The sequence below is a fragment of the Mesorhizobium sp. RCAM 05104 genome (assembly GCF_059683645.1).
Window position 1 is genome coordinate 4,001,589 of sequence record NZ_CM185033.1, and the last position, 21,910, is coordinate 4,023,498.

Consider the following 21,910-nt stretch of genomic DNA (forward strand, 5'->3'; position numbering starts at 1 on the left):
AATGAATATTCCTTCCACCTTGAAGACGACGGGACGCGCCGCCCTTTTGGGTTCGCTCGCTCTCGCAGCATTGGGCACGGTTGCCGCCTTCGCACAGGAAGCGGCCCCCGCCGCCGCGGCTGCCGCGCCGGCTGCCGCTCCCACCCCGGTGCTCGATACCGGCAACACCGCCTGGATGCTGACCTCGACGGCGCTGGTGCTGATGATGACCATCCCGGGCCTGGCGCTGTTCTACGGCGGCATGGTGCGCAAGAAGAATGTGCTGGCCACCATCATGCAGAGCTTTGCCATCACCTGCCTGGTGACGGTGCTGTGGTTCATGTTCGGCTACTCGCTGGCCTTCTCCGACGGCGGCGGCATGAACAGCTATCTCGGCGGCACCTCGAAATTCTTCCATCACGGCATCACCACTGCCTCGCTGTGGCTGCCGGGCGTCGCGAACATTCCTGAATTCGTCTTCTCGATGTTCCAGATGACCTTCGCCATCATCACCCCGGCGCTGATTGCCGGCGCCTTCGCCGAACGTTTCAAATTCTCGGCGCTGCTGATCTTCATGGCGCTATGGCTGCTCGTCGTCTACGTGCCGATCGCGCATTGGGTCTGGGGTGGCGGCTTCCTCGGCACGGCTGGCGTGCTCGACTTCGCCGGCGGCACGGTCGTCCACATCAACGCCGGTGTCGCCGGTCTCGTCTGCGCGCTCGTGCTTGGTAAGCGCGAAGGCTACGGCACCACCAACATGGCGCCGCACAACCTGGTCTATTCGGTGATCGGCGCTTCGCTGCTATGGGTCGGCTGGTTCGGCTTCAACGCTGGTTCGGAGCTCGCGGCCGACGGCCTCGCCGGCGCTGCCATGCTCAACACCCAGGTTGCCACCGCGGCCGCGGCGCTGGCCTGGATGTTCGCCGAATGGATCGTCGCCAAGAAGCCCTCCGTGCTCGGCATCATCTCGGGCGCCGTTGCCGGCCTGGTCGCGGTGACCCCGGCTTCCGGCTTCGTCAACCCGACCGGCGCCTTCATCGTCGGCATCGTCGCCGGCGTCGTCTGCTACCTCTCGGCGGTCAAGGTGAAGCACATGTTCGGCTATGACGACTCGCTCGATGCCTTCGGCGTGCACGGCGTAGGCGGCGTCATCGGCGCCCTGCTCACCGGCGTGCTGGCCGATCCGGCGATCAACAGCCTGTCGTCGGGTGCTTCCCTCGGCAAGCAGATCTACGGCGTCGCGGTCACCATCATCTGGACGGCGATTGCCACCTTCGTGATCCTCTACATCGTCAAGGCGCTGGTCGGCCTGCGTCCGACGACGCAGGAAGAGGTCGAAGGCCTCGACATCTCCCAGCATGGCGAAGTGGTGCCGTAAGGCCAGCTTAGCCAACGGGGCCGGCGGAACCCTCCTCCCGCCGGCCCTGTCTGACTTTAGACAATTCCGAACGGAAAGCCGCTGCGCACTTTTCCCGGAATTGCTTCAAGAGATCCCGTCGTGACGCTCCCGAAAGGAGTTCACGCATTGAGGCCCGGATCGCATCCGGGCCTCCTTTTTTTGGCAAAACGTTCCGGCCATGCCCTGGGTTCGTGCAATCACGTTCGCGTGAAGAAGATTTCTGAAGAAACATCGACCGCCCTTGCCCCGTACTTTGAGGACGATCGTCGTTCTGACGCTCGTGCAAAACGACAGGGAAGGAAATCATCTCATGAAACTCAAGAACATCTTCCTCGGGGCACTCGCTCTTTCCATGGTCAGTGGCGTTGCGTTGGCAGGCGCCCTTGACGAACCTGACAACATGGCGCCGTTCTTCACCGATACCGGCATGAAGACCATGAAGTCCGAGGCGGATTTCAAGGCGGCCTGGGCTTCGACGGCCAAGGACAAGCAGGACTTGATGATGAAGGAATGCCAGGACGCGGCGATGAGCAAGCCTCACGCCGAATTCTGCGCCAACCTGATGGCGTATGCCGGTCACAAGTGATTGCGCGAGATCGGGTCCGGACGGGCCCGATCGTTTCGTCGTTGCCATGAAAAGGTGGCGGGCTTCGCGGCCCGCCATCTTCGCTCTGGAAGGAGGCGCCGGTAAAAAGCCATGGTTAATGCGCCCTTAACCTTCCCACCGATAGTCTGACATCCGAATCTGCCGGAGTGCGCCATGCACCCGCGCGAGGCAATGACAGACGGGGAAGAGCATGCGTTCAGGGGCTTCAGCACCGCTCGCGCTGGCCGATACGGGGCACGGCATGCAGGCGTTCGCGCGGCGTCAGGTCGGCCGGCTGGTCGGCGCGGGACTGTTCGCGCTGGTCGCCTTCGGCGTCGCCAGCCTTGCCACATGGAACGTCGCCGATCCGAGTTTCTCGCACGCGACAAACAACACCGTCACCAACGCCATGGGCTATGCCGGCGCGGTGTTCTCCGACCTTGCCATGCAGTTCTTCGGCCTCGCCGCCGTCGCGGCGCTGGTGCCGGCCGTCATCTGGGGATTCCTGCTTTTTTCGGCGCGCGGCGTCGACAGGCTGCCCAAGCGCGGCTTGTCCTGGTTCGGCTTTGCCCTGCTGGCCGCTGCCATGGCGGGCTGCGTGGTGCCGCCGAAGACCTGGCCGCTGCCGACCGGCCTCGGCGGCGTGTTCGGCGACATGGTGCTGAAGATCCCCGCCGTTGTCATCGGCGGCTATCCGACCGGGCTGGTCGCCAGCATCATCTCCATCTTGCTGGCGGCACCGGCGCTGTGGCTCTTCGCCCATGGTTCGGCGCTGATCGGACGCAAGAACGGCTTCGCCGTCATGGAGGACGAGCCGGCCGCGGATCCGCGCGAGGACGATCTTTTGTTCGACGATAACGAGGACGAGGGCGACGAAGGCATTCTGGCGCTTGGCGCCATCACCCACTGGTGGCTTTCACTGCGCGCCTGGATGCACCGCCGCGCCGTGCGCCGCAGGCAGGAGCGGGACGAGTACGAGCCGGAGATGGAGCAGCGCTCCACGGCCTGGCGGCGCGCCGCCGAACGGGTCGAATCGGCCGAGTTCGCCGAATCGCGGATGAGCCAGGACGGCCGCGCCCGCGTCGAGCCGGAATTCTTCGCCGCCATGGTCAATGACCGCAGCGCCTCGCTAGACCCCGACGATGCCGATGTGTTCGAAGCCGATGACGACCTGGATTTCGAACCCGCCAGCCAGCGGCGGGCGGCGCCGACCGCCAGGGTCCAGCAATTCCGCTCCGATGCCGCCACCCGCGTCGAGGCGCCGGCTCCGCGCCCGGCTCCTGGCGCCCGCGTCCAGCGCGAGGCGCAGACATCGCTCATCGGTTCGGAAAAGTTCGAAATGCCGTCGCTGCATTTCCTGTCCGAGCCGAAGAACGTGGTGCGCGATGCCAGCCTGTCCAAGGATGCGCTGGAGCAGAACGCGCGCCTGCTCGAGGGCGTGCTGGAGGATTTCGGCGTCAAGGGCGAGATCATCGCCGTCCGCCCCGGTCCGGTGGTCACCCTCTACGAGCTCGAACCGGCGCCCGGCATCAAATCGTCGCGCGTCATCGGCCTGTCCGACGACATCGCGCGCTCGATGAGCGCGATCGCCTGCCGCGTCGCCGTGGTGCCCGGCCGCAACGCCATCGGCATCGAACTGCCGAACGCCAAGCGCGAAACCGTCTATCTCCGGGAAATCCTGGCCAGCCGTGACTTCGAGACGACCAAGGCCAAGCTGGCGCTGGCGCTGGGCAAGACCATCAATGGCGAGGCGGTCATCGTCGACATCGCCAAGATGCCGCACGTGCTGGTCGCCGGCACCACCGGTTCGGGCAAATCGGTCGCCATCAACACCATGATCCTGTCGTTGCTCTACCGGCTGAAGCCGGAAGAGTGCCGGCTGATCATGATCGATCCGAAAATGCTGGAACTCTCGGTCTATGACGGCATCCCGCACCTGTTGACGCCGGTGGTCACCGATCCGAAGAAGGCGGTGGTGGCGCTGAAATGGACCGTGCGCGAGATGGAGGACCGCTACCGCAAGATGTCGAAGGTCGGCGTGCGCAACATCGACGGCTTCAATGCCCGTGTCAGTCAGGCGGACAAGAAGGGCGAAAAGATCTCGCGCACCGTGCAGACCGGCTTCGACCGCCAGACCGGCGAGGCGATCTACGAGACCGAGAATCTCGATCTCGAGCCGATGCCCTATATCGTCGTTATCATCGACGAGATGGCCGACCTGATGATGGTCGCCGGCAAGGACATCGAAGGTGCCGTGCAGCGCCTGGCGCAGATGGCGCGTGCCGCTGGCATCCATGTCATCATGGCCACGCAGCGCCCGTCGGTCGACGTCATCACCGGCACGATCAAGGCCAATTTCCCGACCCGCATCTCCTTCCAGGTAACGTCGAAGATCGACAGCCGCACCATCCTGGGCGAGCAGGGCGCCGAGCAGCTGCTCGGCATGGGCGACATGCTCTACATGGCTGGCGGCGGACGCATCCAGCGCGTGCACGGCCCGTTTGTCGCCGATGAAGAGGTCGAAAGGATCGTCGCTCATCTGAAACTGCAGGGCGTGCCTGAATATCTCGACGCCATCACCGAGGACGACGGCGAGGACGACGACGAGCCGTCCGGCAAGGGGGGCTCGGGAAATGGCGGCGGCAACAGCAATTTCGAGGATTCCGACGATCCATACGATCAGGCGGTTTCCGTGGTGCTGCGCGACGGCAAGGCTTCCACCAGCTATATCCAGCGCCGGCTGGGCATCGGCTACAACCGCGCCGCCTCGATCATCGAGAAGATGGAGAAGGAAGGTATCGTCGGCCCGGCCAACCACGCCGGCAAGCGCGAGATCCTGGTGCCGACCGAGGACGACAAGTTCTGACCAGGAGGGCTGGCTCCGCGACATCGTCCTGTCCGGCAACCTTGAACCTTTCAGGGCGTTGAAGTGACTGAGGGTGCGCACGACCCGCCAAACTTCAGCCCAACTGGGGGTCCAAGGACCAGAACAACTCAGGAATCAGATGAGAGTGACCGACATGAAAAATGCTCCTTCAGTGCTCAGCGATCTCGCTCCCAGCCGGCGCCAGCTGCTTGGCCTTGGCCTGGCGTTTGCAGGGGCCGCGGCTTTCAATGTGATGCCCGGGTTCCAGTTGCTGGCCTCGGCGCAGGCGGCCGTGCCATCGGCGGCGCAGAAGATCGCCGACCATTTTTCCTCGGTCAAATCGATGAGCGGCGAATTCGTGCAGTTCGGCCCCAAGGGCGAGCAGACCGGCGGCAAGTTTTTCCTGGAGCGGCCGGGCAAGATCCGCTTCAACTATGACGGTGCCTCGAATTTCAAGGTGATTTCAGACGGCAAGTCAGTGGTCATTCTGAACAAGAAGCTCAACACATCCGATCTCTATCCGCTGTCGAAGACGCCGCTGAAGCTGCTGCTCGACAACAGGATCGACCTCTCCGGCGACCGCGTCAAAAGCGTCAAGGAAGAAGACGACCTCACCACCATCCAGCTCGCCGACAAGTCGGTGTTCGGCAATGCCAGGATCACGATGATGTTCGATCCGAAAACCTATGATTTGCGCCAATGGACGATCACCGACGCGCAGGGCAAGGACACCACGGTGATGATCTTCAACACCAAGGAAGGCGTCAGCTTCGCGCCTGACACCTTTGCCATCGACTACACCGCCAACCGCGAGCTCAACACCAACACCAAGTCGCGCTGAAGGCGCGTCGCGGTTGAGAGGATCCAGGCGACGCGCTCCAGGTCTTTGTTTTTACGGATGTCGTTCTTCACAGACCGGGACCACCTTTGGTCGGCATGCATTGGGGCCAATCGCATCAATAGCTGTGGAAAGGACCGGGCCGCGCCTCGCAGGGCTTTGCCCGGCTTGTCTTTGCGGCTTGCGGCTGGCAGTTTCCCGGGCTGACCCCGTCAAAGGGCGTCTTCTCCGTCAGGGCCTATCGGTTCCGGCTGGTCGTACGCTGTCCTGGATTGCCAATGCCCTTTTCCATCGCCACCTGGAACATCAATTCCGTCCGCTTGCGCATGCCGATCGTCGAACGCCTGCTCGTCGAGCATGCGCCCGACGTGCTTTGCCTGCAGGAAACCAAGGTTCCCGACGAGCTGTTTCCCGAGAAGGCGTTCCGCAAGCTCGGCTACGAGCACATCGCCTTCCATGGCCAGAAGGGCTATCACGGCGTCGCGACGGTGGCGCGGCGGCCCATCGAGGTGGTCGAGAAGCGACGCTTCTGCGAGATCGAGGACAGCCGCCACCTGTCGGTGACAGTGCGGGCCGGCGGCAAGGCGATCCTGCTGCACAATTTCTATGTTCCGGCGGGTGGTGACGAACCGGATCCCGTCATCAACAGGAAGTTCAAGCACAAGCTCGATTTCGTTGCCGAGATGAACGCCATCCGGGCCGAGCACGACGAGGTGTCGGGCTCGGTGCTGGTCGGCGACCTCAACATCGCGCCACTCGAGCACGACGTCTGGTCACACAAGCAGCTGCTCAACGTGGTCAGCCACACGCCGGTCGAGACGGAGAGTTTCGAGGCAATGCGGCTGGCCGGCAACTGGGTCGACCTGATGCGGCTCAACGTGCCGCACGAGCAAAAGCTCTACACTTGGTGGAGCTATCGCGCGCAGGACTGGGAAGCGTCGAACCGCGGCCGGCGGCTCGACCATGTCTGGTCGTCGCCGAATCTGGTGCCCGTTTTTGCCGGCTACGAGATCCTGCGCCTGGCGCGCGGCTGGGAGCGGCCGTCGGACCATGTGCCGGTGATCGCGCGGTTCAACCTGGACTAGCTTCAGACGCCTGGGATCGGCGCCGTTCCCAGTCAGGCCGCAGCAGCGCCATGACCAGCTCATCGCGATGCACGCCGTGGAAAAACGCGCTGCCGCGCGCAATGCCTTCGGCCATGAAGCCGACAGCCTCGTAGGCGCGCCGGGCGCGATGGTTGTCGGGGAACAGGCCGATGCAAAGTCGATGGGCATCGGTCTCGGCGAAAACCCGGTCGACCACGGCGGCCAGGAGCACCCTGCCATGGCCCTGTCCCGGGGCGACGACAGCGATGCGCTTGACCAGTGTCACGCGCTCAACCGAGGCCCACTGGCGAAGGATGGCAAAGCCTACCGGCGCCAAACCGTCGACACCGACAAAATAGGCATGGCCGCCGTCGACGATGGCTTCGCGGTGACGCGCTTCGTCCCAACGCCCGACAAAGGCGTCATAGCCTTGGCGCCGTTCGGTGGCCATGATGAAGGGCAGGTCTGTTTCGGTGGCGCGAAGCAGCTGGAAGTCCATGAGCGCCTATCCGGAAAAGCGCGGCGCCAGCTTCTCGATGCGTCGGATCAATGCCTGGAAATCCTCCAGGATGCGCTGATGCAACTGCACCGCGACTTCCGGGTATTCCTCGAGGATGCGGCGGAACATCTTGCGGCTGAGCCGTATCACTTCCGAATCGATCTCGGCCGACGCGCTGGTCAGCCGGTTGGTGTCGGCGATCAATGCCATTTCGCTCAGCATGGTGCCGGGGCCGGCCGTGCCTATCGGGATGCGTTCGCCACTCTGCTCGCGATAGAGCACAATGCGCCCGCTGACCACGATATAGGCCGAATCGGCCTCGTCGTCCTCGCGGTAAAGCTTGTGGTCGGCCTGCAGCAGGGTTGTCTCGGCGCCGAAGGCGAGCAGGCGCAACTGTTCCTGCGTGAAGCCCTCGAAGAGCCTCACGGCGGACAGGATGCGGATGTCGTCATCCAGCGCCATCTAGCTGTGTCCCCGAACGGTCAGTCCAATCCCTCCTCTGCGAGTCGATCCAGAACCCCCTCCACCAGGATCGTACCCGAAAGCAGCCCCGCCCCGGCCGCTCATTGGATAATGAAATGTTTAAGGAACCAGCTTGTAGCCGCCGCTTTCTGTCACAAGAATTTCCGCATTGGAAGGATCACGCTCGATCTTCTGGCGCAGCCGGTAGACATGGGTTTCCAGCGTGTGCGTGGTGACGCCGGAATTGTAGCCCCAGACTTCCTCGAGCAGCACGTCGCGCGTCACCACCTTCTGGTCGGCGCGATAGAGATATTTGATGATCGAGGCTTCCTTCTCCGTCAGCCGCACCTTGGCGCCGCGCGGGTCGATCAGCAATTTCTGGCTGGGCTTGAAGGTGTAGGGCCCGACCGAGAAGGTGGCATCCTCGCTCTGTTCATGCTGGCGCAATTGCGCGCGGATGCGCGCAAGCAGCACGGCGAAGCGGAACGGCTTCGTCACATAGTCGTTGGCCCCGGCCTCGAGACCAAGGATCGTGTCGGAATCGGTATCATGGCCGGTCAGCATGATGATGGGCGCCTTGTAGCCGCCCTTGCGCAGGATCTTCACCGCCTCGCGGCCATCCATGTCGGGCAGCCCGACATCCATGATGAGCAGATCGATGAGGCCGCCGCGCGCCGCGGTGACGCCTTTTGCCGCAGTCGATTCCTGCAGCACGTCGAATTCCTCGTAAAGGGACAATTGCTCGACCAGCGTGCCGCGCAGGTCGTCATCGTCGTCGACGATCAGGATGGTGCGTGAAGTCATGGATCAATCCGTTGTTTTGAAAAGAAAATTCAGTTGACCACTGCCTCTTTATGCGGAAGCTGACCGGCACAACAGCCGATCACAGTGATTTGTTCCGTGGCACGATCATACAAGAAAAAACGCGAGCGCAATGCAGCCGGCGCATTTTTGCCAAAAGGGCTGCGCGTGCTGACCGTGCGGGCCAGGCCCGGCCATCCAAGCCAGGGCCTGCTGCAGGCTGGCGCAACGGTGTTTGCCTGTGCACTGGGGCGTGGCGGCATCTCGGCCGACAAGCGCGAAGGCGACGGCGCCACGCCGCTCGCCTCGATGCGGATCCTGTCGGGCTATTTCCGGGGAGATCAGTTCTCTGGCGGCCGCAAGACCCGCCTGGCGATGACGCCCATCGGGCCCGATCTCGGCTGGTGCGAAGTGCCTGACGATCGCAACTACAACCGGCCCGTCAAGATCCCCTACGGCGCCAGCCATGAACGCATGCGGCGCGACGACCGGCTCTATGACGCTTGCCTGGTACTCGACTGGAACCTATCGCCGCGCCGGCGTGGGCGCGGCAGCGCCATCTTCTTCCACCTGGCGCGCCCCGGTTTCACGCCGACGCAAGGCTGCGTCGCGGTGACGGCACGCACGATGGCGCGACTCTTGCCGCTGCTGTCGGATCGTACGGTGTTGAGGGTAGTGAGATAGGAAATAGGCGGTAGGCGCCGGTGCCGGCTTGATTTGCCCTGCTGCCCTACTTTCTACTGCCTATTCCTTGGGACGCTGCCAGCCGATGTCGAGAAGACCCAGCCGGCCCATCTCGCGGTCCATTGCCCGCGCAATGTCCTTGCGCCGGGCGCCAACATCGCGCAGCTGGCGATCGGACAGGTCCTCGACGTTCTGACGCGGAAGGTTGATCGCGACCCTGGCTTGACGCAGCCAGTCGAGGGTAGCAGTCAGCCAGGCCGGCCGGGCAGGAGCAGGGTTGAGAGCGATGTGCGACATGACATGATCCGTTCACCGGACATCAAATCCGGTTTGATGGTGTTTCGGTACACGCATCTTGCCCGATTGAAATCCAAGCAGGAAACGAGTAGTTTTTTCCCCATCATCAAGTTTTATTTGAGGATGGAAACGCCATGGACCGCTTCGACCAGGTCACGCTTTGATGGCAACCCTGCTGCCGGGAACCCGGGCGCTCAGGACACTGGAGGCGGCGGCCCGGCATCTCAATTTCACTCGCGCCGCCGACGAGATCGGCCTGACGCCGGCCGCCGTCAGCCACCAGATCAAGGAAATCGAGGATCAGCTCGGCATCGTGCTTTTCACTCGCACCAGCCGCACCATCCGGCTGACGGAGGCGGGCACGGTGCTGTTCGAGGCCGCGACCGACGCGCTCGACCTGCTTGGCCGTGCCGCCATGCGGGCGCGCAAGATGGCGCGCGGGACGGAATTCCTGAAGGTGACACTGGACGCGCAGTTCGCGGCCAAATGGCTGATGCGGCGCGTCGAGGATTTCCGCAAGCAAAGGCCGGGCATCGAGCTCAGATTCGACATCGCCTACGGATTGCGCGATTTCGACCTCGACGATGTCGATGTCGGCATCCGCTTCGGCGCCGGCAAATATCCGGGGCTTTGCGCGCACCGCCTGTTCGACAACATCATCATTCCGGTATGCAGCCCGAGCCTGTTGAAATCCGGACCGCCCTTGCGGGAGCCGCGCGATCTCTTCAACCATACGCTGGCCCATATCGAATGGGCGCGCCAAGGCGTGACATGGCCGAACTGGCGGATGTGGATGGCGGCGGCCGGTGTCGATGATTTCGACGACAGTCGCACCGTCGTCTTCGGGACGTCCACGGATGCGGTCCAGGCGGCGCTCGACGGCAACGCCGTCGCGCTCGCCGATTTCGCCATGGTGGCAAACGACCTTTCCGAGGGCCGGCTGGTGCGGCCCTTCGAACTCAGCATCAGGGTCGCGCCGGAGTTCGCCTACTTCCTGGTCTATCCCCAGGCCACGGCTGACGATCCCCGCATCGTCGCCTTTCGCGAATGGATTCTCGAGGAAGTGGCCAAGACGCGAACCACGGACAAGGCATAGGCACGGCCGTCGCCTGTCCTTTCGCTCAAGAGCGGGCGTTGTGGCCGAAGATCATCCGGTTGTACTTCTTCCAGTTCCATTGCAGTTTCTTGTACAGCAGCGGACGCGATTTGCCGGCGACCGAGGTCGGGAAAGCGCCGTTTTCGCTGCCCTGCTCGGCAATCGGCCGTTCGAACCACAGCATTTCAATCCTCAATTCGTCGTCCATTTGCTCGATCTGATGATCGATCGGCCTGGATATCTTGTTCTGGGCGATCCAGGCGCAACGGGCTTCGGCGACAGGGCGGGTGATGAGGTAGGAATCGGCGCATCTGGCATGGAGCGCGGGATAGAGCTTCTGGCCCCTGCGCAATTTCCAGATCGGCGTGTAGTAGTTGCTGCCATTGCCAAGATAGATGACAGCCTTGCGCGTGGGGTCGCCGAGTTCGGTCAGCCCTTGCCGGAACTTGGCGACAAAGTCGCGGGCCAGGAACACGTCGTCCTCGAAAACCAGGCAATAGGGCAGGTCGGTCTCGAGGAAATCGCGCCAGATGCCGACATGCTTCAGCGCCAGCGAGACGCGCGCCGGGTGGACAAAGTCGGGGGCAATCAGCTCGGCGCGGATGTCCGGGGTAACCTCCGGCTGGTCCCAGTCGGTGTAGAAGTAAACCGGAACCCCGCGCCGCCCGAACTCCTTGACGATGTGCCGGCGCCGGTCCTCGTAGCCCTGCTTGACGTGACAGACCCGGGTGAACACCAGGTCGCGAGGGAATCCGGACTCATCCGCCAGCATCAAAGCACCGCCGTTCATTCAGCTTGCCGCGGCGCCGAACCAGCCGATCACAGCGCCGATGATCAGCAGCACGCCCAGCCAGTGGCCGCCGTCGATGAGGGTCAGGTCCCAGCCGAAATTCTTGTAGCGATGGTTGACCGAGAGCGTTGTCGCGACGAAACCCAGCCACAGCACGAAGCCGAAGACCAGTCCGGCGAGCCATGTCGGCTCGCCGCCGGTCATCGCCCCGACGACCAGGGCCATTATGTACGCCATGACCAGTTCGGCGATGAAGCTGATGACGAAGGGCAGCGGCGATCTGTTCATTGTCGCCGGATCGAGTTTTGCGGCCTTCAGCCACGGCTTGCTCAAGGCCATGTACCAGGCGGCGCCGAAGAGCCACGCCAGCACGGCCGCGGCGATCACCGCCAGCCAGTTCACCGCTGAAAAATCCATGAGCTTCCCCTCCAGATGCAGATTGATGGAAACGCCTGTTCGGCGACGGCGTCAAGCAAACCGCCAGACGGTCGTGCGTTTGACCAGGGAATCTTCCAAGGCCCGTGTGACGGCGACTTGATAGACCGCGAGCGGTTCCAGCCCCGTCTTCGGCATATACGACCGGCCGGGATCGCCGACGAGGATCTCGGCGCCGCGCGCTTTGAGTGTCGCGAACCACGGCATCAACCGGTCGGCGAAGGATTTGTCATAGAAGACGTCGCCGGCCAGGATCACGTCCCAGCCCGCGTCGGTCCCGATGCAATCCGTGCCGAGGAAGTCGATCAGGACACCGTTGGCCTCGCCATTGAGACGGATCGCGGTCGCGCAGAACGGGTCGATGTCGGTGGCGACCACCTCGGCGGCACCCGCTTTGGCGGCGGCGATGGCGACAAGGCCGGAGCCGGAAGCGAAATCGAGCACGCGCTTGCCCCGCACTGTATCGGGATTGTCGATGACATAGCGCGCAAGACCCTGGCCACCGGCCCAGGCAAATGCCCAGAAGGGCGGTGGCAGCCCGATCTCGACCAGCTCGTCCTCGGTCCGCTGCCACAGATCATGGGCTTCGTCGGCAAGGTGCAGAAGAAGCTCCGGCACATGCGGCGGCGCCATCAGCGCCGTGTTGTCGAGGATGAACTGCTTGGCGCTGTTTGGCGTGAGCGCCGTCACGGGGCGGGTGTCAGGCCGCCCATGCGGCAGACTTCCTTCCACTCGGCCGGCGTCACCGGCTGCACCGAAAGCCGCCCGAGCCGCACCAGCGCCATTTCGGCAAGCTTCGGGTTGGCCTTGACCTGTTCCAACGTCGGCGGGTTCGGCACATCCTTGAAGGCGCGGATGTCGACGCATTCCCAGCGCGGATCGTCCGACGTGGTGTCGGGATGGGCAAGCGCGCAGACTTCGGCGATGCCGACCACGTTGAGCCCCTCGTTGGAATGGTAGAAGAAGCCGAGATCGCCGATCTGCATCGCCTTCATGTTGTTGCGCGCGGCGTAGTTGCGCACCCCATCCCATTGCGTGCCGGCCTTGCCCTTGGCCTTCAACGCCTCGAAGGAGAAGACCGAGGGTTCGGATTTGAACAGCCAGTAGTTCATTTGCTCCTCCTAGACTCTTTGTCTTGACGCAATTGCGGACGGAAAACCGTTTCACACTTTTCCTGGAATTGCTCTGGCGTTCGCTCGCCAGCGACCGGAATTAACTAGCCGCCGGCTTGTTGAACGTCCAGTTCCACTGGCGGATTTCGACGCTTTCGAACAGCCCGGCCTTGGCGTAGGGGTCGGCGGCCGACAAGGCTTGGGCCGCGGCCAAGTCCGGCGCCTCGACGACCACGAGGCTGCCGTCGGGCTTGCCTTCGGCATCAAGGAACGGACCAGCAAAAGCCAGCTTCTTGTCGCCGTTCAATCCTTCCAGAAAGGCAACATGCGCGGGCCGCGTGTCGAGGCGCACCTGCAGGCTTCCGGGCTTGTCCTTGCAAATCAAAGCAAACAGCATGGTCTTCTCCTGGTCGTTGGATCAAAGTCGTGGGGATCAATCGTTGGTTTCGGTCTTCAGCGGCCGGGTCATCAAGGCGGTCACGGCCTGCTGGATGGTGATGGTGCCGTCCAGAATGGCCGCAACGGCGGTGATGATCGGCGCATCGATGTTGCGCTCGCTGGCGATGCGGGCAGCGATTGCCGCCGTCGGCACGCCCTCGGCGAGCGGCAGTCCGGCCAGCGGCTTGCCTTGCCCGAGCGCCAGCCCATAGGCGAAGTTGCGCGATTGGGCGGAGGAGCAGGTGAGCAGCAGGTCGCCAAGGCCGGAAAGCCCCATCAGGGTTTCGGGCCTGGCGCCGAAAGCAGCACCGATGCGGCGCAGCTCGACAAAACCGCGCGTCACCATGGCGGCCTGGGCGCTGGCGCCAAGCCCGGCGCCGGTGACCGCGCCGGCGGCGATGGCGAAGACGTTCTTCAAGGCGCCGCCAATCTCGACACCGATGAGGTCGTTGCTCGAATAGCAGCGCAGGTTCTCGGCGGAAAAGCGGGCGGCAAGGTCGGCGGCCAGAGCTTCGTCGCGGGCAGCCACCACCACCGCCGTCGGTAGGCCTCGGGCGACATCGGTGGCGAAGCTCGGGCCCGACAGGGCGGCGACGGGATTTTGCGGCAGGATTTCCTCGACGATCGCCGACAGCAGGGCGCCAGTGTCGCGCTCGATGCCCTTGGCGCAGAGAACGAGCGGAATACCGCGCGGCATACGGTCTTTCGCGAGCGCCAGCGTTGCCCGCAGTGATTGCGCCGGCGTCACCGCCAGCACGCAATCAGCGCCGTAGAGCGCTGCCTCGATGTCGCTCGTCGCCTCGATGCCGGGCGCGATGGCGATGCCGGGCAGATAGCGCGGGTTCTCGCCACGGCCGATCGAGGCGACGGTTTCCGGGTCGCGCGCGAACAGCCGCACCGAATGGCCGGCGCGCAGCATGGCCAGCGCCAGCGCCGTGCCCCAGGCGCCGCCGCCAAGGACGGTGACGCGCCAGCCGGTTTTGCCCGGACTGCTCATGTCTCGACTGCTCAGGGCTCGATCATTCATGCCTTGGCTCCACGCCGGCCGGAACCGACCATCGGCGTCGAGATGCCGTCCAGCGGCCAGCGCGAGCGCGGCACGAAGTCGAACCCGTTCTCCTGCGCCATGCCTTCGCGCAACCGTTCGATACCGGCCCAGGCGATCATCGCCGCATTGTCGGTGCAAAGCTTCAGCGGTGGCGCGACGAAGGTGAAGCCAGCCTCGGCGCACTGGCGTTCCAGCGTCGCCTTGATGGTGCGGTTGGCGGCGACACCGCCGGCGACGACCAGCGCCGGGTATTTTTTGCCCGGAAATGTCTCGCGAAAGCGCGAAAGCGCACGCGCGACGCGGTCGGCCAGCGCATCCGCGACCGCCGCCTGGAACGAAGCGCAGATGTCGGCGACATCCTGGTTGCTCAAGGGGGCAATGGCGGTTGCCGCCTGGCGCACGGCGGTCTTCAAACCGGAGAAGGAGAAGTCGGGCTGCGCCGAACCCTTCATCGGACGGGGAAAGGCAAAGCGCGAGGCATTGCCGGTCTGTGCCGCCTTTTCGACATTCGGTCCGCCGGGATAGGGCAGGCCGAGCATCTTGGCCGTCTTGTCGAAGGCTTCGCCGAGTGCGTCGTCGATGGTGGTTGCCCAGCGCTGATAGTCGCCGACGCCGCGCACGGCGAGGATCTGCGTGTGGCCGCCGGAGACCAGCAGCAGCAGATAGGGAAAATCGAGCCCGTCGGTCAGTCTTGCGGTCAAGGCATGGCCTTCGAGGTGGTTGATGGCGATCAGCGGCTTACCGGCGGCGGCGGCGATCGCCTTGGCCGTCATCAGCCCGACAATCAGGCCGCCGACAAGGCCGGGGCCGGCGGTCGCGGCGATGGCATCGATGTCGGCGAGGTCGACGCCCGAATCGGCAAGGGCAGCCTCGACGATGCCGTCCAGTGCCTCGACATGGGCGCGCGCGGCGATCTCCGGCACGACGCCGCCGAAGGCGGCATGCTCCTCGATCTGGCTGAGCACGATGTTGGACAGGATTTTTGGCGCGGCATCGCCGTCCAACGCCACGACGCTGGCGGCGGTCTCGTCACAACTCGTCTCAATGCCCAGAACGCGGATCAATTGGTCGCTGTCCCCAGAGATTGTATCGTCGGGCTTTCCCCGTTAGGAGGTCTGTCGATATTCAGGTGATGCCGGCCTGCAAATGGCGGTTTCCGCGCTGCTCACGTACCCGAAGGTACGCCCGCTCCGGTTCCCGGAACCACCATTTTCGGCTCGGCCTGACCTGAATCTCGACAGACCTCCATTTGCCCGGGGGGTTATCACGGACCGCGCGCCATGCAAACAATCTTGAGAATCGGAACACGCGGCAGCCCGCTGGCGCTGGCGCAGGCGCATGAAACGCAGGCGCGGCTGATGGCCGCGCATGGCCTGCCGGCGGCGGCGTTCGAGGTCGCCGTCATCTCGACCAGCGGCGACCGCATCCAGGACCGGCCGCTGTCGGAAGCCGGCGGCAAGGGGCTGTTCACCAAGGAGATCGAGGAGGCGCTGCTCGCGCGCCGGATCGACATCGCCGTGCATTCGTCGAAGGACATGCCGACACAACTGCCCGACGGTCTGGAACTCAGTGCCTTCCTGCCGCGCGAGGACGCGCGCGATGCCTTTGTCGGCAAGGCGGCGAAGACCATCGCCGACCTGCCGCAAGGGGCAAAAATCGGCTCGTCGTCGCTGCGGCGGCAGGCGCTGATCCGCAGGATGCGGCCGGATCTCGACGTGGTGATGTTTCGCGGCAATGTGCAGACGCGGCTGCGCAAGCTGGACGAAGGCGTCGCCGCCGGCACGATCCTCGCCCATGCCGGGCTGAAGCGGCTCGGGCTCGACCATGTCATCACCGACCTGATGCCGCTCGACATCTTCCCGCCGGCGCCGGGCCAGGGCGCGATCTGCATTGAGAGCCGCATCGGCGATGGTAACGCGGACAAGATGCTGGCGGCCATCCATGATGTGCCGACCGGACAGGCGCTGGCCTGCGAACGTGCCTTTCTGGCGGCACTCGATGGCTCCTGCCGCACGCCGATCGCCGGTCATGCCGTCATCGAGGCCGAACTGCTGTCTTTCGCCGGGCTGATCATCTCGCCCGACGGCACGCAGTCGCACACAGTCGAGCTGCGGGGCCCGGCCCAGGATGCCGCCCGCATCGGCGCGGAAGCCGCCGGGACGGTGCGGGCGAAGGCCGGCGAAAAGTTCTTCGACGGCTGGGCCTGACGATGCTTCGCGTTCTGGTGACGCGGCCGGAACCGGGCGCATCGCGCACGATGTCGCTGCTGCGGGACAGGGGCTTCGAGCCGATCCTGCTGCCGCTCACCGAGACCGTTGCAATGCCTGTCGCTGCCGATCCGCCCGAGGCCGGCGCCGCGGCGGTTGCCATCACCAGCGCCAATGCCGTGCGCCATGCGCCGACAGAAATCATCGCGGCGCTTGCCGCCTTGCCCTGTCATGCCGTCGGCAAGAGGACCGCGGAAGCCGCCCGCAAGGCAGGGTTCTTGTCCGTCAGCGAAGGCCCAGGCGATGCCGAAGCCCTGGCTGACAGCCTGGCCGGCGATGTCCTGGGCAAGACCATCATCTATCTCTGTGGACGGGTGCGGTTTCCGGCGTTCGAACAGAGGCTGGAAGCGGCTGGTGTCCCGGTCCAAGCTGTAGAGACCTATGACACGCTCGCGGTTGATTATCCGGACGAAGCCGTGCTTGCGCGTCTCTCGGGCCAACCCGCCGACGCGGTGCTGCTCTATTCGGCCAAGGCGGCTCAGGCGCTACAGGCCCTGACCTCGCGGCCCACCCTGCAAGAGCTCTTTGAAAAAACATGGTTTTTCGCTCTTTCCGCGCGCGTCGCCGCCACCCTTGACGGTACGGCCGGCGCGAGACTCCGCATTGCCGAACAGCCCGATGAGGAAACGCTGCTGACCCTTTTGCAGGCGCGGCGCTGAGCCGCGTCATCACACCGCCCCTTTTCACCGCTTGGTGATGTGCTAGACCCTTTCTGAACCATCAAGCGCCGCCCGGCGTTGAGACGAAGCGAATTTTGCGGAGCCCAGGCATGGTCAAGACGCCGAAGATGCGACACTCGAAAAGCCGGCGGGAGCCGGTGACCATCGAACTCGAGCCCGGTGCAGTCTCGCGCATCGCCGACGAGGAAGCCGCCAGGCCGCAAGCGGGCGCCGAAGAAACGCCGGCCGAGGTTCCCGAAGAGCCGGTGCATGCCGACCAGACCGATCTCGAGCCCTGGGAGCATGCCGATGCCACCAACGCAGGGTCAGCTGTAGCGGACGCGCCGGCGGATACCGGGGCCAAAGCCGCCGAACCGGAGCTGCCTTATCCCGGTTCGGATGCGCCGCCCAACCGCGCCAAGGCCTTCGACTACGGCTTTGATGACGCAACCACCAGGACCGCCGAGACCAAAGCGGCGCCGGGGAAAGCCGAAGCGAGGAGCGAATCGATGGCAGTTCAGCCGAAGCGTGGCGGCCTCAACGGCATCGCTGCCGGCATCATCGGCGGTGTCATCGCGCTGGTCGGCGCCGGTGGCCTGCAATTCGCCGGGCTGCTCGGCGCGCCTGGCTCCGGCTCCGGGGTTTCGCTCGATGGCGTCAATGGCGAGATCGCTTCACTGAAGACCGAGATCGCCGGGCTGAAGGAGACAAGTGGCAACACCGACGCGTCGGCCAAAGTGGACGGGCTGTCGGCGGCGCTCGATCAGGTCAAGACGGACATCGCGGCGCTGAAATCGACGGTCGAATCCGGCGGAGCGGGCGACACCGCCGGGCTTGCCGCACTGGGTGACAAGGTCAAGCAGATCGAAACCGCGGTCGCCGCGCTCGGCAAGGCCGGCAACGCGGCTCCTGTCGACCTCGGCCCGCTCAACGAGAAACTGGCTGGTCTCGAGGCGCTGGTGAAATCAGCGGGTGAGGCGGCGACAACACAGGATGGCCGGCTCACCGCGCTCGAACAGTCGGTGTCGCAGCTTTCCGGCAAGGTGGAGGCGCAGGCTGGACAGCCCAAGATCGCGCTCGCCATTGCCGCGTCGGCTTTGAAGTCGGCGCTCGAACGCGGCGCGCCGTTCGCGGCTGAACTCGATACGTTTGCCGCGATCTCGCCCAACGCGCCTGAGATCGCAACCTTGCGCCCCTATGCCGAAAAGGGTGTTCCGACCCGCACCGAGATCGCATCGCAGATGGATGCCGCCGCCAACGCGATGGTCGCCGCCGCAACGCCTGTCGACGAGAATGCCGGCCTGCTGCAGAACCTGCTGTCGAGCGCCGAATCGCTGGTCAAGGTCAGGCCGATCGGCGCCGTCGAGGGGGCCGGCGCGCCGGAGACCGTCGCGCGCATCGAGGTTGCGGTCAATCAGGGCGACTATGCCAAGGCGCTCAGCGAGTATGATACGCTGCCGCAAGCCGCCAAGGCCGCGGGCGCCGACTTTGCCGGCAAACTGAAGGCACGCATCGAGGTCGAAACCCAAGTGGACGCACTGATCTCCAGCGCGATGAAGGCATGAGGGCAACACAATGATCCGCCTGCTCGCCTTCCTCATCGTCGTTTTCGCGCTTGGACTGGGTTTTGCCTGGCTGGCCGACCGGCCGGGCGACATGGTCGTCACCTTCAATGGCTATCAATACCAGGTCAGCCTGATGGTGGCGGCGGTGGCCGTCGTGGCCGTCGTGGCCGCGGTGATGATCTTCTGGTGGCTGGTCAAGTCGCTGTGGAACAGCCCCTACACAATCTCGCGCTATTTCCGCGTGCGCCGCCGCGACCGCGGCTACCAGGCGCTGTCGACTGGCATGATCGCCGCCGGCGCCGGCGATGGCGCGCTGGCCCGCAAGAAGACCAAGGAAGCGGCCAAGCTGATCCGTTCCGACCAGGAGCCGCTGATCCATCTGCTCGAGGCGCAAGCCTCGCTGCTCGAAGGCGATCATGAAGGCGCGCGCCAAAAGTTCGAGAGCATGCTCGACGATCCCGAAATGCGGCTGCTCGGCCTGCGCGGGCTCTATCTGGAAGCCGAACGCCTCGGCGACCGCAACGCCGCCAGGCATTATGCCGGCCGTGCCGCCGCCGTGGCACCGCAACTGGCCTGGGCGGCCGAATCGACGCTGGAAGAGCTGACCGCGCGCGGCGATTGGGACGGGGCGCTGAAACTGGTCGACGCGCAGAAATCGACGCGGCAGATCGAACGCGACGCCGCCAACCGCCGCCGCGCCGTGCTGTTGACCGCCAAGGCGCAGGCGCTCGCCGGCAGCGATCCCACGGCTGCCAGGACCGCGGCGATCGAGGCCAACCGGTTGCGACCGGACTTCGCGCCCGCCGCCGTCGTCGCCGCCGCCGCGCTGTTCAAGCAGAACGACGTTCGCAAGGGCTCGAAAATCCTCGAGACGGCATGGAAGGCCGAGCCGCACCCGGAGATCGCCGAGCTCTATACCCATGCAAGGCCGGGCGATGCCGTGCTCGACCGCCTCAACCGGGCGAAAAAGCTGCAGGAGATGAAGAAGAACCACGCGGAGTCGTCGATGACGGTGGCGCGCGCCGCTCTCGACGCGCAGGATTTTTCGACCGCCCGCCGCGAGGCCGAGGCCGCGATCAGGATGGACCGCCGCGAGGGCGCCTATCTGCTCCTGGCCGACATCGAGGAGGCCGAGACCGGCGACCAGGGCAAGGTGCGGCAGCTGTTGTCCAAGGCGGTGCGGGCGCCACGCGATCCGGCCTGGGTCGCCGACGGCGTCGTTTCCGAGCGCTGGGCGCCGGTATCGCCGGTCACCGGCAGGCTCGATGCCTTCGAGTGGCGCGCGCCGATGGAGCGGCTCGGTCAGCTGATCGACAGCCACGATGATGCACCAGCCCGTCCGGTACCGGTCATTGAAGCGCTGGCAAAGCCGGCCGGCGAAAGGCCGGTCGAGGTGATCCACGACACCGGTCCGCGCGAGGCAGCGGGCAAGGAAGCCGAGAGCCACGAGGACCAAGTCAGGCCGATCACGGCGGCAGCCTTCGCCGCGGTGCCGGCCGATGCCGAGGCCGTCGAGCCGGCCGAGGAACTTGCGCGGTTGCCGGACGATCCCGGCGTCGATCCGGATGATGAAGCGGAAAAATCGCCGCGCCGCTTCCGGCTGTTTTGAACCGGGTCGATTGTCCGGCTATTTGGGAATGAATTGATGTTTGAACGCGTTCTATCATTTCTGAAGGATTTGCCGACCGGCTCCGGCACGCGCGCCAGCACGGATGACCCGCGCATCGCCGCGTCGGCGCTTCTCTACCATGTGATGAACGCCGATGGTGTGCGCCAGGATGTCGAGTGGGAACGGTTCAAGGCGGTGCTGGGCGAGAGCTACTCGATCAGCGGCGCCGAACTCGAAGCGCTGGTCGCCGCCGGCGAGCGGGCCGACAATGAAGCGATCGATCTCTATGCTTTCACCAGCGTGCTTAAGCGTCACCTCGATGCCGATGCGCGCAAGGCCTTCATCGGCCTGATGTGGGAGGTCGTCTATGCCGATGGCGAACTGCATGAGTTGGAAGACAACACCGTCTGGCGCGTCGCCGAGCTGATCGGCGTCGAACGCCGTGACCGCATCGAAGCGCGCCGCAAGGCGGCGGCGCATGCACCGGGCGCCACCGGAACATCCGCAGACGAATAGGTTTTCGCCTTCCCATGCCGCCCAGAACGAGTTCGAAGCCCAGGATCCTGATCGTGTTGCATCAGGAGAATTCGAGCCCCGGACGCGTCGGCCACATGCTGATGGAAGAGGGTTTCGATCTCGACATCCGCCGTCCGCCGCTTGGCGATGTCCGAGGACGAATTCGTCCGCCGCGAAACCAACTGGCTGGAGATACCGCTCAAGGAGAACCGGCCGTTCCTCGGCATCTGCCTGGGCGCGCAGATGCTGGTCAACCATCTCGGCGGCAAGGTCGAGGGTCACGGCGAAGGGCTGGTCGAGATCGGCTGGTATCCGCTGAAGGCGACCGAGGCCGGCAAGAAACTGATGCACTGGCCTGACATGGTCTACCAGTTCCATCGCGAGGGCTTCTCGCTGCCCAGCGACGCGACGCTGCTGGCGACGGCGGAGACCTATCCCAACCAGGCCTTCCGCTATGGCGACAATGCCTGGGGCATCCAGTTCCATGGCGAACTGACCCGGATGATGATGCAGCGCTGGGTGGTGCGCGGCGCCCACCGTTTCGAGCTGCCAGGCGCGCAGCCCGGCCGCGATCATCTCGGCGGCCGGCTGATCTGGGACATGCATCTCAAGCGCTGGCTGGACGAATTCCTGCGCATGATCTTCGGCAAGCCGGTGATGCGCTAGAGTAGAACCCAACTACTCTGAACGGCCGAGCTTGACCCAAAGGCGACTCACGTCTGCCGAGGCGTGGACGACCGCTCTCATACCGGCCGTTCGAAGTGGTGGTCACCGAGCCCACAGTCGCTTCGGCGACCCCTTTCCTCAAAGCCGTCGCGCCATGGTTGCCATCCGCCGCATCGCGAGAGGTCATGCGTTTTAGGGTCGGACTCTCACTTC

The 21,910-nt window shown here is 64.7% G+C and carries 23 protein-coding genes and 1 pseudogene; 13 read left to right on the forward strand and 11 right to left on the reverse strand.

Annotation, left to right across the window (positions count from 1 at the left end; genetic code table 11):
- Window position 1 precedes the first annotated feature (1 nt).
- The 5 genes from AC56QP_RS19610 to AC56QP_RS19630 all read left to right on the forward strand — a co-directional run bounded on the left by AC56QP_RS19610 (window position 2) and on the right by AC56QP_RS19630 (window position 6,753).
- Window positions 2–1,357, forward strand: coding sequence for an ammonium transporter (locus AC56QP_RS19610; protein ID WP_420107498.1), 1,356 nt, complete (start codon window positions 2–4; stop codon window positions 1,355–1,357).
- 331 nt (window positions 1,358–1,688) lie between these two features.
- Complete coding sequence (locus AC56QP_RS19615; protein WP_091576047.1) at window positions 1,689–1,964, forward strand: hypothetical protein; 276 nt, start codon at window positions 1,689–1,691, stop codon at window positions 1,962–1,964.
- A gap of 211 nt (window positions 1,965–2,175) precedes the next feature.
- Window positions 2,176–4,830 carry a DNA translocase FtsK gene (locus AC56QP_RS19620; RefSeq protein ID WP_489858460.1) on the forward strand — a complete coding sequence of 885 codons (2,655 nt, stop codon included), beginning with the start codon at window positions 2,176–2,178 and terminating at the stop codon, window positions 4,828–4,830.
- Window positions 4,831–4,984: 154 nt separating this feature from the next.
- The gene (locus tag AC56QP_RS19625) at window positions 4,985–5,671 is read left to right on the forward strand and encodes an outer membrane lipoprotein carrier protein LolA (protein ID WP_489863562.1); all 687 of its coding nucleotides are present in this window, start codon (window positions 4,985–4,987) and stop codon (window positions 5,669–5,671) included.
- Between the two features lie 275 nt (window positions 5,672–5,946).
- Window positions 5,947–6,753: an exodeoxyribonuclease III gene (locus AC56QP_RS19630; RefSeq protein WP_489858459.1), complete on the forward strand. Its 807-nt coding sequence runs from the start codon at window positions 5,947–5,949 to the stop codon at window positions 6,751–6,753.
- Here the strand turns inward: AC56QP_RS19630 and AC56QP_RS19635 are convergent.
- The 3 genes from AC56QP_RS19635 to AC56QP_RS19645 all read right to left on the reverse strand — a co-directional run bounded on the left by AC56QP_RS19635 (window position 6,740) and on the right by AC56QP_RS19645 (window position 8,518).
- On the reverse strand, window positions 6,740–7,252 hold the full coding sequence (locus AC56QP_RS19635; RefSeq protein ID WP_489858458.1) for a GNAT family N-acetyltransferase: 513 nt from the start codon (window positions 7,250–7,252) through the stop codon (window positions 6,740–6,742). The two genes, AC56QP_RS19630 and AC56QP_RS19635, sit on opposite strands and share 14 nt — an antisense overlap.
- Before the next feature lie 6 nt (window positions 7,253–7,258).
- Window positions 7,259–7,714: a cyclic nucleotide-binding domain-containing protein gene (locus AC56QP_RS19640; protein WP_489858457.1), complete on the reverse strand. Its 456-nt coding sequence runs from the start codon at window positions 7,712–7,714 to the stop codon at window positions 7,259–7,261.
- Between the two features lie 120 nt (window positions 7,715–7,834).
- Entirely contained in the window at window positions 7,835–8,518 is a 684-nt protein-coding gene (locus tag AC56QP_RS19645) for a response regulator transcription factor (protein WP_256751998.1), read from the reverse strand.
- A gap of 147 nt (window positions 8,519–8,665) precedes the next feature.
- On the opposite strand from AC56QP_RS19645, the gene AC56QP_RS19650 reads away from it, so the two are divergent.
- Window positions 8,666–9,199 carry a L,D-transpeptidase family protein gene (locus tag AC56QP_RS19650; protein WP_489863561.1) on the forward strand — a complete coding sequence of 178 codons (534 nt, stop codon included), beginning with the start codon at window positions 8,666–8,668 and terminating at the stop codon, window positions 9,197–9,199.
- A gap of 60 nt (window positions 9,200–9,259) precedes the next feature.
- Here AC56QP_RS19650 and AC56QP_RS19655 read toward each other — a convergent pair whose 3' ends face one another.
- On the reverse strand, window positions 9,260–9,496 hold the full coding sequence (locus tag AC56QP_RS19655) for a hypothetical protein (RefSeq protein WP_489858456.1): 237 nt from the start codon (window positions 9,494–9,496) through the stop codon (window positions 9,260–9,262).
- A gap of 163 nt (window positions 9,497–9,659) precedes the next feature.
- Here AC56QP_RS19655 and gcvA point away from each other — a divergent pair, with 163 nt between their 5' ends.
- Complete coding sequence (gcvA, locus tag AC56QP_RS19660; RefSeq protein WP_497100402.1) at window positions 9,660–10,592, forward strand: transcriptional regulator GcvA; 933 nt, start codon at window positions 9,660–9,662, stop codon at window positions 10,590–10,592.
- 25 nt (window positions 10,593–10,617) lie between these two features.
- Here gcvA and AC56QP_RS19665 read toward each other — a convergent pair whose 3' ends face one another.
- The 7 genes from AC56QP_RS19665 to tsaD form a co-directional block, all read right to left on the reverse strand.
- Window positions 10,618–11,382, reverse strand: a complete 765-nt coding sequence (locus AC56QP_RS19665; RefSeq protein WP_489858455.1) for a glycosyltransferase family 25 protein — start codon at window positions 11,380–11,382, stop codon at window positions 10,618–10,620.
- A complete protein-coding gene (locus AC56QP_RS19670) occupies window positions 11,383–11,799 on the reverse strand; it encodes a DUF1761 domain-containing protein (protein WP_489858454.1) in 417 nt (138 codons plus the stop codon).
- 51 nt (window positions 11,800–11,850) lie between these two features.
- Window positions 11,851–12,507 carry a class I SAM-dependent methyltransferase gene (locus AC56QP_RS19675; RefSeq protein WP_489858453.1) on the reverse strand — a complete coding sequence of 219 codons (657 nt, stop codon included), beginning with the start codon at window positions 12,505–12,507 and terminating at the stop codon, window positions 11,851–11,853.
- A complete protein-coding gene (locus tag AC56QP_RS19680; RefSeq protein ID WP_256751992.1) occupies window positions 12,504–12,929 on the reverse strand; it encodes an EVE domain-containing protein in 426 nt (141 codons plus the stop codon). Before AC56QP_RS19680 ends, AC56QP_RS19675 begins: the two co-directional genes overlap by 4 nt.
- Before the next feature lie 100 nt (window positions 12,930–13,029).
- Window positions 13,030–13,326, reverse strand: a complete 297-nt coding sequence (locus AC56QP_RS19685; protein WP_489858452.1) for a YciI-like protein — start codon at window positions 13,324–13,326, stop codon at window positions 13,030–13,032.
- A 36-nt stretch (window positions 13,327–13,362) separates the two neighbouring features.
- Window positions 13,363–14,364 (reverse strand): NAD(P)H-dependent glycerol-3-phosphate dehydrogenase, encoded by a 1,002-nt coding sequence (locus AC56QP_RS19690; protein ID WP_489858451.1) that lies wholly within the window; start codon window positions 14,362–14,364, stop codon window positions 13,363–13,365.
- A gap of 26 nt (window positions 14,365–14,390) precedes the next feature.
- Window positions 14,391–15,476 carry a tRNA (adenosine(37)-N6)-threonylcarbamoyltransferase complex transferase subunit TsaD gene (gene tsaD / locus AC56QP_RS19695; RefSeq protein ID WP_489863560.1) on the reverse strand — a complete coding sequence of 362 codons (1,086 nt, stop codon included), beginning with the start codon at window positions 15,474–15,476 and terminating at the stop codon, window positions 14,391–14,393.
- Between the two features lie 219 nt (window positions 15,477–15,695).
- Here tsaD and hemC point away from each other — a divergent pair, with 219 nt between their 5' ends.
- From hemC to AC56QP_RS19725, 6 genes and pseudogenes are all read left to right on the forward strand, one after another.
- Window positions 15,696–16,622: a hydroxymethylbilane synthase gene (gene hemC, locus AC56QP_RS19700; RefSeq protein ID WP_489858450.1), complete on the forward strand. Its 927-nt coding sequence runs from the start codon at window positions 15,696–15,698 to the stop codon at window positions 16,620–16,622.
- A 2-nt stretch (window positions 16,623–16,624) separates the two neighbouring features.
- The gene (locus AC56QP_RS19705) at window positions 16,625–17,341 is read left to right on the forward strand and encodes a uroporphyrinogen-III synthase (RefSeq protein WP_489858449.1); all 717 of its coding nucleotides are present in this window, start codon (window positions 16,625–16,627) and stop codon (window positions 17,339–17,341) included.
- 110 nt (window positions 17,342–17,451) lie between these two features.
- The gene (locus tag AC56QP_RS19710; protein WP_489858448.1) at window positions 17,452–18,906 is read left to right on the forward strand and encodes a COG4223 family protein; all 1,455 of its coding nucleotides are present in this window, start codon (window positions 17,452–17,454) and stop codon (window positions 18,904–18,906) included.
- Window positions 18,907–18,916: 10 nt separating this feature from the next.
- On the forward strand, window positions 18,917–20,515 hold the full coding sequence (locus tag AC56QP_RS19715) for a heme biosynthesis protein HemY (RefSeq protein ID WP_489858447.1): 1,599 nt from the start codon (window positions 18,917–18,919) through the stop codon (window positions 20,513–20,515).
- A gap of 36 nt (window positions 20,516–20,551) precedes the next feature.
- Entirely contained in the window at window positions 20,552–21,031 is a 480-nt protein-coding gene (locus tag AC56QP_RS19720; protein WP_489858446.1) for a tellurite resistance TerB family protein, read from the forward strand.
- Between the two features lie 14 nt (window positions 21,032–21,045).
- A pseudogene (locus AC56QP_RS19725) lies at window positions 21,046–21,697 on the forward strand (glutamine amidotransferase-related protein).
- Window positions 21,698–21,910: the final 213 nt, after the last annotated feature.

What these genes read in the sequence shown, in the direction of transcription:
- AC56QP_RS19610 (WP_420107498.1), top strand. Translation starts at nt 2, where the DNA reads ATGAATATTCCTTCCACCTTGAAGACGACGGGACGCGCCGCCCTTTTG.
- AC56QP_RS19615 (WP_091576047.1), top strand. Translation starts at nt 1,689, where the DNA reads ATGAAACTCAAGAACATCTTCCTCGGGGCACTCGCTCTTTCCATGGTC.
- AC56QP_RS19620 (WP_489858460.1), top strand. Translation starts at nt 2,176, where the DNA reads ATGCGTTCAGGGGCTTCAGCACCGCTCGCGCTGGCCGATACGGGGCAC.
- AC56QP_RS19625 (WP_489863562.1), top strand. Translation starts at nt 4,985, where the DNA reads ATGAAAAATGCTCCTTCAGTGCTCAGCGATCTCGCTCCCAGCCGGCGC.
- AC56QP_RS19630 (WP_489858459.1), top strand. Translation starts at nt 5,947, where the DNA reads ATGCCCTTTTCCATCGCCACCTGGAACATCAATTCCGTCCGCTTGCGC.
- AC56QP_RS19635 (WP_489858458.1), bottom strand. Translation starts at nt 7,252, where the DNA reads ATGGACTTCCAGCTGCTTCGCGCCACCGAAACAGACCTGCCCTTCATC.
- AC56QP_RS19640 (WP_489858457.1), bottom strand. Translation starts at nt 7,714, where the DNA reads ATGGCGCTGGATGACGACATCCGCATCCTGTCCGCCGTGAGGCTCTTC.
- AC56QP_RS19645 (WP_256751998.1), bottom strand. Translation starts at nt 8,518, where the DNA reads ATGACTTCACGCACCATCCTGATCGTCGACGACGATGACGACCTGCGC.
- AC56QP_RS19655 (WP_489858456.1), bottom strand. Translation starts at nt 9,496, where the DNA reads ATGTCGCACATCGCTCTCAACCCTGCTCCTGCCCGGCCGGCCTGGCTG.
- gcvA (WP_497100402.1), top strand. Translation starts at nt 9,660, where the DNA reads ATGGCAACCCTGCTGCCGGGAACCCGGGCGCTCAGGACACTGGAGGCG.
- AC56QP_RS19665 (WP_489858455.1), bottom strand. Translation starts at nt 11,382, where the DNA reads ATGAACGGCGGTGCTTTGATGCTGGCGGATGAGTCCGGATTCCCTCGC.
- AC56QP_RS19670 (WP_489858454.1), bottom strand. Translation starts at nt 11,799, where the DNA reads ATGGATTTTTCAGCGGTGAACTGGCTGGCGGTGATCGCCGCGGCCGTG.
- AC56QP_RS19680 (WP_256751992.1), bottom strand. Translation starts at nt 12,929, where the DNA reads ATGAACTACTGGCTGTTCAAATCCGAACCCTCGGTCTTCTCCTTCGAG.
- AC56QP_RS19685 (WP_489858452.1), bottom strand. Translation starts at nt 13,326, where the DNA reads ATGCTGTTTGCTTTGATTTGCAAGGACAAGCCCGGAAGCCTGCAGGTG.
- AC56QP_RS19690 (WP_489858451.1), bottom strand. Translation starts at nt 14,364, where the DNA reads ATGAGCAGTCCGGGCAAAACCGGCTGGCGCGTCACCGTCCTTGGCGGC.
- hemC (WP_489858450.1), top strand. Translation starts at nt 15,696, where the DNA reads ATGCAAACAATCTTGAGAATCGGAACACGCGGCAGCCCGCTGGCGCTG.
- AC56QP_RS19705 (WP_489858449.1), top strand. Translation starts at nt 16,625, where the DNA reads ATGCTTCGCGTTCTGGTGACGCGGCCGGAACCGGGCGCATCGCGCACG.
- AC56QP_RS19710 (WP_489858448.1), top strand. Translation starts at nt 17,452, where the DNA reads ATGGTCAAGACGCCGAAGATGCGACACTCGAAAAGCCGGCGGGAGCCG.
- AC56QP_RS19715 (WP_489858447.1), top strand. Translation starts at nt 18,917, where the DNA reads ATGATCCGCCTGCTCGCCTTCCTCATCGTCGTTTTCGCGCTTGGACTG.
- AC56QP_RS19720 (WP_489858446.1), top strand. Translation starts at nt 20,552, where the DNA reads ATGTTTGAACGCGTTCTATCATTTCTGAAGGATTTGCCGACCGGCTCC.